At 42.8% G+C, this 13,322-nt stretch carries 13 protein-coding genes; 9 read left to right on the forward strand and 4 right to left on the reverse strand.

Annotated features, from left to right (window positions below):
- The first annotated feature begins 74 nt into the window (after positions 1-74).
- The 6 genes from GYX26_RS10705 (at position 75) to GYX26_RS10730 (ending at position 5,801) form a co-directional block, all read left to right on the forward strand.
- Positions 75-1,292, forward strand: a complete 1,218-nt coding sequence (locus GYX26_RS10705) for a LysM peptidoglycan-binding domain-containing protein (protein WP_174829233.1) — start codon at positions 75-77, stop codon at positions 1,290-1,292.
- 899 nt (positions 1,293-2,191) lie between these two features.
- The gene (locus tag GYX26_RS10710) at positions 2,192-2,938 is read left to right on the forward strand and encodes an MtnX-like HAD-IB family phosphatase (protein WP_174829234.1); all 747 of its coding nucleotides are present in this window, start codon (positions 2,192-2,194) and stop codon (positions 2,936-2,938) included.
- Between the two features lie 24 nt (positions 2,939-2,962).
- Positions 2,963-3,784 carry a carboxylesterase gene (locus tag GYX26_RS10715; RefSeq protein WP_174829235.1) on the forward strand — a complete coding sequence of 274 codons (822 nt, stop codon included), beginning with the start codon at positions 2,963-2,965 and terminating at the stop codon, positions 3,782-3,784.
- Between the two features lie 35 nt (positions 3,785-3,819).
- The gene (locus GYX26_RS10720; protein WP_100090418.1) at positions 3,820-4,176 is read left to right on the forward strand and encodes an EamA family transporter; all 357 of its coding nucleotides are present in this window, start codon (positions 3,820-3,822) and stop codon (positions 4,174-4,176) included.
- On the forward strand, positions 4,176-4,583 hold the full coding sequence (locus GYX26_RS10725) for a multidrug efflux SMR transporter (RefSeq protein ID WP_100090419.1): 408 nt from the start codon (positions 4,176-4,178) through the stop codon (positions 4,581-4,583). Before GYX26_RS10720 ends, GYX26_RS10725 begins: the two co-directional genes overlap by 1 nt.
- Positions 4,584-4,613: 30 nt before the next feature.
- Complete coding sequence (locus GYX26_RS10730; protein WP_174829236.1) at positions 4,614-5,801, forward strand: DegT/DnrJ/EryC1/StrS family aminotransferase; 1,188 nt, start codon at positions 4,614-4,616, stop codon at positions 5,799-5,801.
- Here the strand turns inward: GYX26_RS10730 and GYX26_RS10735 are convergent.
- From GYX26_RS10735 to GYX26_RS10745, 3 genes are read right to left on the reverse strand one after another with little or no spacing between them, the layout of a single operon-like run.
- A complete protein-coding gene (locus GYX26_RS10735; RefSeq protein ID WP_174829237.1) occupies positions 5,783-6,673 on the reverse strand; it encodes an arginase family protein in 891 nt (296 codons plus the stop codon). The two genes, GYX26_RS10730 and GYX26_RS10735, sit on opposite strands and share 19 nt — an antisense overlap.
- Entirely contained in the window at positions 6,666-7,754 is a 1,089-nt protein-coding gene (locus tag GYX26_RS10740; protein WP_174829238.1) for a GNAT family N-acetyltransferase, read from the reverse strand. Before GYX26_RS10740 ends, GYX26_RS10735 begins: the two co-directional genes overlap by 8 nt.
- Before the next feature lie 55 nt (positions 7,755-7,809).
- Positions 7,810-9,225, reverse strand: a complete 1,416-nt coding sequence (locus tag GYX26_RS10745; RefSeq protein WP_174829239.1) for an aspartate aminotransferase family protein — start codon at positions 9,223-9,225, stop codon at positions 7,810-7,812.
- Positions 9,226-9,623: 398 nt separating this feature from the next.
- On the opposite strand from GYX26_RS10745, the gene GYX26_RS10750 reads away from it, so the two are divergent.
- On the forward strand, positions 9,624-10,823 hold the full coding sequence (locus GYX26_RS10750; RefSeq protein WP_100090424.1) for an MFS transporter: 1,200 nt from the start codon (positions 9,624-9,626) through the stop codon (positions 10,821-10,823).
- 198 nt (positions 10,824-11,021) lie between these two features.
- On the forward strand, positions 11,022-11,891 hold the full coding sequence (ppk2, locus tag GYX26_RS10755) for a polyphosphate kinase 2 (protein ID WP_100090425.1): 870 nt from the start codon (positions 11,022-11,024) through the stop codon (positions 11,889-11,891).
- Between the two features lie 56 nt (positions 11,892-11,947).
- Here ppk2 and GYX26_RS10760 read toward each other — a convergent pair whose 3' ends face one another.
- Positions 11,948-12,673, reverse strand: a complete 726-nt coding sequence (locus GYX26_RS10760) for a 16S rRNA (uracil(1498)-N(3))-methyltransferase (protein WP_174829240.1) — start codon at positions 12,671-12,673, stop codon at positions 11,948-11,950.
- Between the two features lie 4 nt (positions 12,674-12,677).
- Here GYX26_RS10760 and GYX26_RS10765 point away from each other — a divergent pair, with 4 nt between their 5' ends.
- The gene (locus GYX26_RS10765; RefSeq protein WP_174829241.1) at positions 12,678-12,959 is read left to right on the forward strand and encodes a hypothetical protein; all 282 of its coding nucleotides are present in this window, start codon (positions 12,678-12,680) and stop codon (positions 12,957-12,959) included.
- The last annotated feature ends 363 nt before the right edge of the window (positions 12,960-13,322 follow it).

The raw sequence follows: 13,322 nt of genomic DNA on the forward strand, positions 1-13,322 counted from the left end.
TAAACTGGCACTAATATCCATACTATGTCATACAACGACCATTTAAAACAGTAAGTTCACTAAGGATACTTTACATGCATAAACATATTATAACCCTGCTGTGTACGCTGGGTGTGGCAATCTCTACACCCGTAATGGCCAAATTGAAATTACGTCCGGATGCACCAGCACAATATGTAGTGAAAAACGGCGATACTCTGTGGAGCATATCCGGTAAGTATCTTTACAGTCCGTGGCAATGGCCACAACTGTGGGGTTCTAATCGTGCCCAGATTCAGAATCCACAGAAAATCTATCCAGGACAGGTTTTAAGCCTTCGTTATGTTGATGGTCAACCCCGCCTCGGTTTTGACAACAGTGGTGATATTCCAACTGTTAAGCTGCAGCCACGGGTGCGTAATATGTCTTCCGGTTATGGTATTAATACCGTAGATGTCGATTTTTACCGTATATTTATGCAGCATCCGCAGGTCATTAACAAAGAACAAACCAGAAAGGCACCACGTCTTGTCAAAGGGCCTGAAAGTCGCGTTATGTTTACAACAGGTGATCGTGTTTATGCTGATCGTACACTGGAAGCAGGCCGTTATTTGGTTTACCGGATTGAGAAAGATATTACTGATCCGGATACACATAAATATCTGGGGCAGCTGGTACGCTTCAGTGGTGAAGTGGCTACTCTGGCTGAACAAAATAGTGCTCTGGCTGAACGCAGTCCAAGTGATGCTGCCAGCTTGCCCAAAGATGAATATTATACGCGCTTGAATCCGCTGATTAAACTACCTACTCGTACCGCGCAGCCGTTGGTGGTTACCAATACTGCATCGGAAATTAATAAAGGTGATTATCTGTTAAAAATAACCGATGAACACGATTCGTTCCAGATGATGCCACACGCACCCAATACTCAGGTTAAAGGTAAAATCATTTCTGTTATGGACGGAACCGAAGAGGCAGGGGCATACCAGACAATTACCCTGAATTTGGGTAGTAATGATGGAGTCGATAAAGGTACAGTCGTGAGTCTGTATAAAAAGAGTCACCAACTTAAGGGCGGTATATCTACTGACCCTAAAGCATCGCGCAGCATAATTGGATACCTGAGTATTCCTGCTGAGGAGGTTGGTCTGGCGTTGATTTATCGTGTTAGTGACAAACTGTCTTCAGCTCTTATTATAGGTGCATCCAATCCTGTGAAAGTTGGGGATATGGTGATGAATCCTGGTCACGATCTGGATGATGTTACCGTTAATCGGAGCCATGTATCTAATTCATCAAAAGATTTGCGCTAACAGGTGTGGTAGCAGGTAAATTATAGACAACGGTAATTCATAAGAATGTTTGAGTTCCATATTGTTGATGAATTATTTTGAATATAAAGTGCGGATTTTTCCGCACTTTTTCTTTATGTGCTTGCTGGTAATAGGAACAGACTACTGTAGAAATAAATAGTAATACAAATATGGATAGTTAAAGTAGATCATGCTGGTGCCTACCAGACTGTTTTAATAACAGCAATGATTTCAGCGTAGAGTAGTGAAACAGAGTATTAAAATGGGTAAGCTAATTATTCTGTATAGAACGATTACTTGTGCCTAAAAGGAGTTTGATAGGAGCATGGCTTGATCATTGTGTAAAATTAAGATAAATTAGTTATCCTTTTGTTTGCTTCCATTGTAAATGTAACAATGGTTATTATTTTAGCGCTCTATTTGTTTCTATCATTTCACAGATACGTCAATCACATAGGTTTAATTTCTGGCTGAAATGTTTTAGAATATACGGTTTGTTTGACTAAATTTGCCAGATATAAGTTATCTGGATAAATGAGTATCTGTTGGGGATAGGTTTGATGCTGATGGCAGCTAACAAGTAGTTTGAATTTTAGCCGGATACATTGGCACATTCATGAAAGTATTCCTGTTTTTATCAATATATTGAACTGAAATTCATATTCAAAATGAATGTATACTAATCAGCTAATGTATTTTGATAAGCCTTAATCTCAGACTGGCAAATCACGGCTTCAGCTGGTTTGCAATATGTATAGCAGTAAGTCGTGATTGGCGGAAAACTGAGTGTGTTGGTTATATTTGCTTACACACAAATGTATTCATCATTTTGAATAATCCACCTTTTTCCTTATTACAATGCCAGCCTGTTTTCGTTTGTAATTTTTACTCGGGATAATATGAGCTGTTTCACTCCCATTGTTGAGAACCAGACTAGCCACAAACCATTATTCTATGCCAATGGTTTAACTCAGTATACGATATTGTGCGATTTTGACGGTACCATTAGTGAGAAAGATGTTACGGATACCTTACTGAACCATTTCGGCAATGAAAAATGTGCCTTATTGGAGCAGCAATGGTTGGATGGCATGATTGGTTCACGTGAATGTATGCGTCAGCAAATTGCTAATATACAAGCTAGCCAGGCAGAATTGGACAGTGTGCTGGCACAAATCAGAATTGATCCAGCATTTAGCGCATTTATTGATCTGGTGCGTAATGCACATTTAAATGTGCATATTGTCAGTGATGGGCTAGATTATGCAATTCGGACGATTCTGAAGCAATATAATTTTGATTTCTTGCCTATTTTTGCAAATCGTTTATTGCATGATCAGCGGCAGGGCTGGAAACTGGATTTTCCTTATGCCAATGAACACTGTCTTAAAGCCAGTGGCAATTGTAAATGTCAACATCGCCGACAGTTAGTTGGTTTTCAAAAGATTTTTTATGTTGGTGATGGTACTTCGGATTTTTGTGTGGCAGATAAAGTAGATTTGGTTTTTGCTAAAGATAAGCTAATTGATTTTTGTCAGCAGCAGGGCATTCGACACTATCCGATTAAGGATTTTAATGATGTTGTTGCCATTTTGCCTGACCTAATTACAGCACCAGCTGAAAATTACTGTCTGTCTCCTGCATAAGGCTTTAATAGCTGATTTCAAATTATGATTCAAGATTCTTCCTATTTTTTACCCGGTAATCGCAAAGGCGTGCTCCTGATTCACGGTTTAACCGGTACACCAAATGAGATGCGTATTCTGGCCAAAGGGTTGCATCAGGCCGGTTTTACTGTGTATGCAATGCAGCTGGCCGGTCATTGTGGTGATGAGGCTGATTTATGTCAGACCACGTGGCATGACTGGTATGCCAGTGTGCAGGAAGCTGCGCAGTTTTTACAGCAACATGTTGATTACCTATTCGTAGCCGGATTATCGATGGGCGCGCTATTGGCATTGAAGCTGGCTGCTGATCAGCCAGAGCTGGTAAAGGGTGTTGGTGTCTATGGGGTAACGTTTAGCTATGATGGCTGGTCTATTCCCTTCTGGGCAAAACAGCTTTTTGTTTTGTTACCCTTTTTAAAAAAATTACATTTATTTCAGAAAACCTCTTTTATTGAAAAGCCTCCATATGGGCTGAAAGACGAACGTATCCGTGCAACTGTCGCTGCCAGTATGTTCAGTGGCGACAGTGCCAGCGCTGGTCTGGCTGGCAATCCATTTCCGGCATTGGCGGAAATGCAGACACTGGCTAAACTGATGCGGCGGCAACTACCACAGGTAAAGGCCCCTTGTCTGATTATGCATTCCGGTCACGATGATATTGCCAATATCAATACCAATGCCCGTTTAGTAGAAAAGCATGTTAGCGGAACGACTCGATTTGTGGTGCTGGATGACAGTTATCATCTGATTACTATTGATCGGCAGCGGCGCGAAGTTATCAACCAGTCAGTTGCCTTTTTTGAAAATATTGCTCAGTCAGCTTAAGTGAATACTCATCTTATAGCAGAAAGAAATATTGTATGACCCTGATTGTGTTCATGTTGTGGTTGGCCAACGTTTGTTTTGATACGCTTGGACAAACTGCATTTAAATATGCAGCCATAGCGCCGAATAATCGTGATGGCTGGTATTACTGGGTCGACCTGTTCAGTAATTACTGGTTATGGATTGGCATCGGTTCCTATGTCGCTGAATTTTTATTGTGGTTGGCGTTTTTAAGTCAGGTGCCTTTGTCACAAGGTATATTACTGGGTTCAATTAATATTATTGTACTGATGCTGGTTGGACGTGTGCTGTTTCAGGAAAAACTTACTCGTTTTCGGCTGATTGGCATGTTCTGTATCACCATCGGGGTAGTACTGGTGGGAGCGTCATAATGCGTAAATTTTATTTAATTGGTTTTGCGCTCTTATTATTGTTCGATACGCTAGGGCAAAGCAGTTTTAAACTAACTGCTATTCATGCCCAGCCCCTAGAGGCAAGTTTAGACTGGATTATCCGGGTATTTACTCAGCCATGGGTCTATATTGCCATTGCAGGCTACATTGGGGCATTTTTTACTTGGATGATGTTACTTAAGAAAGCCCCAGTTGGCCCGGCGTTTGCTGCTTCGCATCTGGAAGTAGTGACGGTTATGGTGGTTTCAGCTTTTCTGTTTCATGAACATATCACTGCTATACGTATTATTGGTGCAGTATTTATTGTGGCTGGCATCATCTTTTTGGCTCTGGCTGAAAAAGAAATCATCCAAACTGAACACAGCAAAGATGATGAAGCGTGTTAAATTTTATGGGTCTGAGTTTTAGTGCTATTTATGCCCAGCTATTATGAAAATCCGCCTACTGCCGGTTTACCATTGAAATGGCGTGACTGGTTGCCGACACAGCAATCACTGTCAGACAGTGTCAGTGCACAATTAAATTTGTCGCCATTGCAGGTTACCTGTTCCGGTACGGCCGCGCTGATTATTGCCTTAACCACGCTGGCACAACAACATCCCCAACGCAAAACCGTAATTGTTCCGGCATACACCTGTCCACTGGTAGCTTTAGCCATTCACCATTGTGGTTTACAGATACAGCTATGTGATTTAAGGCCAGACAGCATTGATCTGGATATTGCACAACTTACTACCCTGTTAAATGAGCATGTATTGGCTGTCATACCCACTCATCTGGGTGGACGGGTAACGGATGTAGATACCGTTAAACAACTGGTACAGCCACACCAGATTAGCGTAATAGAAGATGCGGCGCAGGCATTGGGTGCTGAAGTGGGCAAGTATGGCGATGTTGTATTGTTTAGCCTGGCGGCCGGTAAAGGGCTAACCATGTATGAAGGAGGTTTACTAACCGCAGCTGATACACAGTTACGCCGCAGTTTACAAACCACCGCCGACAGGTTATTACCATTGCAGCTTAAATGGGAAGCACTGCGAACTCTCGAGCTTTTAGGGTATACCGCCTTATATAATCCTACTGGGTTGCACTTTGCCTATGGACACGGCCGGCGCAAAGCCCTGCGTCGGCAGCAATGGGTTGCAGCAGTAGGCGATGATTTTGATTTTGCTATCCCTTTGCATCGGGTTAGCCGCTGGCGTCAGAATGTCGCTGCGAATGCCTTACAGCGCTTACCGGCATTTTTACATACCCTGCAACAACAGGCGCAGCAACGTATTCAACAGTTGCAGAGCATTACCGGCGTACAGGTGATTATTGACCAGCATGGTCAGGGAGTATGGCCATTTCTGATGGTGTTATTGCCCACCGGCCAGCACCGCGATGCAGTATTAAACCAATTATGGGCTAGTCCTTTAGGCGTAACCCGTTTATTCATCCATACACTGGCACAATACGATTACTTGCGCCCGATTGTGCCTACTATGGCCACGCCAAATGCTGAAGATTTTGCTGCACGTATGTTAACCATTACCAATAGCCCATGGCTGACCGATGCACAATTTGCCCGAATAGGTGAAGTTATTCAAGATGCCGTTTGCTGATGTTGAGCTAAAGCAGTGAGCAGCTGCTGGTTAACAGCATGGTGTTGTTGCTGCCATGCAGCCAGCGTGACTGCCGGAATCGGTTCCTGTTTGTCCATGGCGCTGAGCAGACGTTTGAGCCGGCTGGTGTATTGCCATTGAGAAACTTCTCCGGTAATGTCACTACCAATAATGCGCTGATTCAGAGCAGCAATGACACTCAATAGATGCTCTAGCTGCATACGACCCTGATCCCAGTTGGTTTGCACCACATCCTTACTCAGCACATCCTTATCAATTGAAACATATACTGATTCACTGGTTTGTTGCTGTGCATGAATAAATGCGCTAACCAGCTCTTCTGGTGAAGCAAAGGCACGAAAAGCCTGTTGTAGGCCGATTTTTTTTGCCCAGCCAACCTGAACATCCATACACCAGTAAGTTAATTTACCTTGAAATAATGGCGCCAGTCGGTTTTCCCAGCAGTGAGCAAGGCCAATATCATTTGAAGTAATACCCAGTACATGTACGTGGCTGACAAAAGGCAATTGCGCCACATAGCTTACCCATGAGCCACAATGAATCCCAAACAGATAGCGCATATTGTCTGGATGATTGTCAAAAATAACTATCTGTATTGGGTTAGCAGCACTGAAATATTGCTGTAAACGTTTAATCAGTAATAGTGAAACATGGTGGTAATCGCCGCTACCCATCAGTACCGTACCATAGCACGCTGGTAACTGTCGTGCCAGTTCTGCCTGTAACTGTTTGAATTTGGCTTGTGAACAGCCAAAACGAATAGCTTCCTGCCATTGCCCCAGTTCAATTCTGAAAGCATCTGCTATTGTGCCCGTACTGTGGTCAAAATCCAGAATTACCGGTTTATTCATGTGTTTTACTATCCTGACTATGTTGCTTACTGGCTTCCTGCCAAGTTTTGTCCTGCTCAAAGCGGCTACTGATCTTGGATAGTAAGGTTCTTAAAACCGGGTTACGTACATAGACCATATGCTTGGTAAAAGTGAAATGTGCGCCTAAGGATGCTTTCACTTGCGGATCAGTCCAACCGGCTACATAAAAATCCAGTCCGTGCTGTCTAGCGTAATCCAGATTATAAAACCAGCTCAGATAATACAGATTCAGCTTCCGAGCCTGTGGATAAACAAAGCCAATATATTTATCTACCAGCATATTATTGAGAACAAAACAAATATTGTATCCAATCAATTGCTGTTGATAATGATAGGTAAAAATTCGGGCTTGATTGCTGCTGTCCTGCAACAGACGCACAAAAAATTCCCGGGTTAATAAATCAAAATGAATTTCACTTTGATTGTAAACATTCAAATATAACTGATAAAACTGCGCTAAAACGTCCTCATCCTGAAAATACGCATCACCGCTGCGTAGACAACCAGTTTCAACCAGTGACTGCGTTTTCAACTTACGTCGAAAATTTTTGCGGCGTTGATAAGATAAGCGGCTCAGATATTCGTCAATATCATTAAAATCAATAGGCACCCACGCTAAAGCCTGACCTTCCACTGCAATAAATCCCTGTTGCTGCAATGATTGAATCAGTGTGGCTGCGTAATCATTTGCCTGAGTATCCAGTAATGGTGACTGTTGCGGAATATCTTTCACAATCAGCAGCGGGTATTTTTTGCCATAATTCTGCTTTATTTCTAAAGCTAATTGCTGTGCTGATTGGTGCTGAGTGAACAAAGCATATTCAGATACCGTTGTGCCAATAAAACAGGTAAGAGGTTGCAGAAACCGTTGCCACCAACGAAATAGTGGCCAATGACGAATTTTTTGCTGAAAAGCAGAATCAGCGGTAGTGAGTAAATTAAAGCGTGCAGCAAAAGCGGGTACATCACTCGTTAGTTGCCATGCAGTAAAATCTTTTGGAGGACTGGCCAAAAAAGTTTCGACCAGTTCATCCGGTTCCAGTTGAGTCAGATAATTCATAAAATCCTATACGGCAGCAGGCTTAAATACCAGCCGAGCTGCCATCTTACGTGGCTTAAACGTTTAATTCTTTTTTAGCACGCGTAATCAATTGATCCAGTAATTCAATACCTTGATCAATTTCCTGTTTCGTAATATGCAATGATGGGGCAAAAGTAATCACATTCTTGTAATAACCGCCAATATCCAATACCAGCCCCATTTTCTGGCCTTGCCAGTCGAGATCGCCAGACATACCGATATCTACCATCTTGTCTACCAGCGCCTTATTTGGTGTAAAGCCGTCTTCAGTACAGATTTCGGCACGCAACGCCAGTCCCAGACCATCTACTTCACCGATTTCCTTATGGCGCTGTTCCAAAGTTTTCAAGCCTTCAAGGAAATAGGCACCGCTTTCCATAACCATTTTCTCATAATCGGTTTCTGCCATCATTTTGAATACTTCGAGACCCACGGCTGTACCCAGCGGATTTGAAGCAAAAGTAGAATGAGTAGAACCAGCAGGGAATACCTGCGGATTAATCAGCTCTTCCCGTGCCCACAAGCCACCGAGTGGATTCAGACCATTGGTCAATGCTTTAGCAAACACCAGCATATCTGGTTGTACATCAAAGTGTTCAATCGACCATAACTTACCAGTGCGATAAAAGCCCATCTGAATTTCATCGACCACCAGCAAAATACCATATTGATCCAGAACTTTTTTCAGTCCTTTAAAATAGTTACGTGGTGGCACAATATAACCACCCGTACCTTGCAGCGGCTCTATATAGAACGCCGCATATTCGGCCTGACCTGCTTTCGGATCCCACACACCGTGGTATTCCGTTTCAAACAAACGGGCGAAATCAGCTACCAGATGTTCTCCATATTCCTCTGCTGTCATACCTTTAGGCCGACGGAACGGATAAGGAAACGGAATAAACATTGCACGGTCAGCAAAATGACCATAGCGACGGCGATAGCGGAAGCTTGAAGTAATAGAAGATGCACCCAGCGTACGACCGTGGTAGCCACCTTCAAACGCAAACATCAATGACCGGCCTTCAGACGCATTACGGATAATTTTCAGTGAATCCTCAATACACTGAGAACCGCCAACATTAAAATGAACCCGACCATCACGCCCAAATTTGCGCTTCATATCCTCAGCAATAGTTTTTGCCAGCTCAATTTTGGTTGGATGCAAATACTGGCTTGCACACTGCGGCAAAGTATCTACCTGCTGCTTTAACACCGTATTCAAGCGTTCATTAGCATAACCAAAATTACAGGCCGAATACCACATCTGCAAATCCAGATAGGGCGTGCCATTTTTATCATACATATAGCTGCCTTCGCAGCCATCAAAAATTTTCGGCGGATTAACATAATGTACCGTATCACCAAAAGAACAATACTTTGCTTCATCTGCGAGCAACTGCGCATCATCCCGACGATTTTCAATTGTTTGAGCACTTGGCTTACTCATCATTAATTCCATTCTTTCTAAATAAAAAGCTTATAAAAAAGTGCATAATTAATACTATTATATCCTGCTAAAGCATAAAATCTGTAGAAAACAATACCCTGATAGCCATATAAAACCATTAACTGCTACAAATTAAATTATCTTTGCATTTAAATCATAAGCATAAAATTCAAAAATACAGCATATTCAACAGCCATAACAGAATAAATCATCTGCAAATATATATCCTCACCAAATTTTATGCTTCACAACGATTAACATAATCAAATTAAAAACAGCAAATTGTATGTTGTAGAGTAAAACCAGTTTTTTTACTAATATTTCTCAATCAGTTAAACTTAAACCTTAATAAACACGCAATTAGCCCGGCTGCAATACGTCCGCATACTAATACACCTATGAACACAGAACCTAACCGTATCCCCCATCCACGCTGGCTATTATTTGCCCTGGCAGTTGGTGGTTTTGCCATTGGTACTACCGAATTTGCCACTATGAGTGTTTTGCCTTATATCGCCAGCGGCTTAAATATCAGTGAACCCACAGCAGGGCATCTAATCAGTATTTATGCCCTTGGTGTTGTCGTTGGAGCACCCGTTATTGCCATATTTGGTGCGCGCTTCAGCCGGCGTAGCCTGTTACTGGTGCTCATGGCATTTTTTGCTTCGGCACATCTGGGCACCATGCTCGCCCCCAACTACAACAGCATGATGCTATTTCGCTTTTTAAGTGGCTTACCACATGGCGCTTATTTTGGTGTTGGCGCGTTGGTTGCCGCTGCCATGGTACCACCAGAAAAAAGAACACAGGCTGTTGGATTAATGATGATAGGCTTAACCATAGCCACCACCATCGGCGTACCCTTAAGCAGCTGGCTGGCTCAGGCAGTAGGTTGGCGCGTTGTCTTTCTCATCGTAGCCTTACTGGCTGCGACCACTGTCATCTTGGTGGCTCTTTTTTTGCCACCAAACTGCATGCAGGGTAGCGGTAGCAATGCCGTACGGGAACTCAGCGCGCTCACCAATCGTCAAATCTGGCTGACGCTGGCCATAGGCGCCATCGGCTTTGGCGGCATGTTTGGCATATATGCCTACATGGCCTCAACCCTAGAAAACATTACCGGCATGTCACCCAAAAGCGTGCCATTGGTTATGTGTTTATACGGCGTAGGCATGACACTAGGCAACATCATCATACCGCGTCTGGTTGGACGCCATGTGATGTCAGGATTAGCATGGTTACTGGCATGGTCGGCTATCATGTTAGCCTTATATCCCTTTGCTCTACATTATCCATACTGGATATGCATACAAGTCGTTCTCATCGGCATGAGCGGTGCCGTAGGTACATTGTTACAAATTCGTCTTATGGATGTAGCCAAAGATGCCCAAACTCTGGCCGCAGCACTGAATCACAGTGCCTTCAACGCCGCCAATGCCCTGGGGCCTTATTTGGGTGGTTTAACGATTGCCGCAGGTTGGGGCTGGAGCAGCACCGCATGGGTTGGTGTTATGCTGGCAATAATTGGCTTAATCGTATGGTGGTTTACCGTACGTGACGAACAGCGTACTAATGCCAAAAGCCAGCTGCCACGATAATTCGTTCCATATCCTCAATAGGACAGATGGACATTCTGTCCAAAAATTAGTCAGATTACACAAAAATGAATATCTGAATAAAAGTACAATGTAAAAACGCGTAACTCAAGTTGCAAATGGCTGTTATCATTAATATTCTGTTTATATAGGTAAAAGTAGTTTAACTATTAACAAACCAACCGGCAAAGGGTGGTAATTATGACTGATAAACAGTTGCAACCAGAGATAGAAACGCCTGATACCGAGCAAGCTGAAAAACAAAGCAATATCTGTACCGACAAAAATAGCAAACACAAAAAGCTCACCAAAAAGAAATACTACAAAGAGCTGGAAAAACTTCAGGGTGAAATGGTTGCCCTGCAAGAATGGGTAAAAGCTTCTGGGCAAAAAGTTTGCATCATCTTCGAAGGACGTGATGGTGCAGGCAAGGGTGGTGCGATTAAAGCAATTACCGAAAGAGTCAGTCCACGCATATTTCAGGTAGTAGCCTTACCAGCACCGAGTGAACGCCAGAAAACACAAATGTACATGCAGCGTTACATTCCCCATTTACCTGCAGCCGGCGAAGTTATCATCTTTGACCGTAGCTGGTATAACCGTGCCGGTGTAGAGCGTGTTATGGGATTTTGCACAGAACAGGAAAGCAAAGAATTTCTCGAAATCATTCCTTTTATGGAAAAGGCTATCATCAATTCGGGCATCATCCTGCTCAAATACTGGCTTGAAGTAAACATGGAAGAACAGCACCGACGCATGCTTGGTCGGATTAATGACCCGCGTAAAATCTGGAAACTCTCTCCCATGGATATCAAATCTTACAGTCGCTGGTACGACTACTCCCGTGCCCGTGACGAAATGATTATGGCTACCGATACCTCATGGGCTCCATGGTATGTTGTCGATTCCAACGACAAAAAGAAAGCGCGTTTGAATATCATCAAACACATACTCAGCGAAATTCCATACAAAAAAACACCACGGAAAAAAGTCGAACTACCAAAGCGGCAGGATAAAGGCGATTATCAGGAACCCAATTACCCTTATCGTTACATTCCGGAAAAATACTAAATACATCACCAGCCACACTGGCTGGTGTTTTTTCAACTCTTAATACCTATCCTGAACTACTTACGAAAATCACCCCATAACACCTGCATCGCAGCAATTGCCGCCAGCGAAGCCGTTTCCGTACGCAATACCCGCGGCCCCAGACTGATAGCAGCGAAACCATGTTTAATTGCCAGCTCCTCCTCAGCATTACTTAACCCGCCTTCCGGGCCAATTAACAGCGTTACCGCCTGTGGCTGTGCAAACTCAGTTAATGCCTGTGGTCGGCATAAACTCATCAGCAGCTTTAAATCATCAGTAGCCAAACCAGCCAATGCATTAGCCAAATCCACCACCGGCCGAATTTCTGGCACCATCGTCCGCCCGCATTGTTCACATGCACCAATCGCAATATCCTGCCAGCGTTCCAGCTTTTTCAACGCCCGTTCACCACTTAAACGCTGACTACTACGTTCCGTCAGCACCGGCTGAATCAGCGTAACTCCCAATTCCACAGCTTTCTGGATAGTCATATCCATCCGTTCACTGCTTGAAACTGATTGTAGCAACGTAATCGCCAATGGAGACTCAAGCGTAACAGTCTCACTGCCACGGATCAGCACATCCACATTTTTCTTACCCATAGCTGTAATTTCAGCTTGGTAAACAGTACCAAGACCATCAAACAATTCAATCAGCTCACCCGGCTGGCAGCGCAAAACCTGTACATGGCGCGCAGTTGCATCCGGTAAAGAAAATGTCTCTGAATGACAAATACTAGACGGAACATAAAAACGAGGCATAATAATGAAAAAATCCAATAATAATCAAACAAGCCAAATAGCAAGATTAGAAATTAATAAAATAAGCTGCTTCCTGATTAAACCAGCCATAACCACAATCAGCAATTTATCAGTTTTATTTATCGACAAATATAAAATTCTGCCATACAGTCATTTATTGTTTCAGATAGAAATAAAAATAAAAGCACTAGCAAATAAGACAGCAACCATACTGAAACAGCAAAGCCATAATTTAGTAATAGGCCTGTTTATAAGTAACAGCATAGACAAGCTTAATGAGATATAGAAGTAACATATATAGAGTTACCAAAATCATAAACTATACAGCTGCAACATATAAGTCGAGACGCGACAACTAAAACAGAGATATGGCATAGATAAAAAGCAGCCGATTAATCAGAAATACAGGAATAGCAGATTAACTAGTACTAAGGAATGACTGAGTAAAGAGAAGAATTTAAATAGACAGGCGTAAAAAAGTCAAAAGCACTAAAAATAAAATCTTAAAAAACAGTCATATGATGAAATAGTGAAAAATAAAAGGATGAAGTAGTTGACAGAGGTTTAGGTGAGGCGTATAGTTCGCCTTCTTCGCTGATGACGCGACACGAAACGAACTAAACAGTTTAAAGTAGAACGCAGTCGAAAG

Origin of the sequence: Snodgrassella sp. ESL0253, from assembly GCF_013344965.1 — a bacterium.
In the GTDB taxonomy this organism is placed as follows: domain Bacteria; phylum Pseudomonadota; class Gammaproteobacteria; order Burkholderiales; family Neisseriaceae; genus Snodgrassella; species Snodgrassella alvi_B.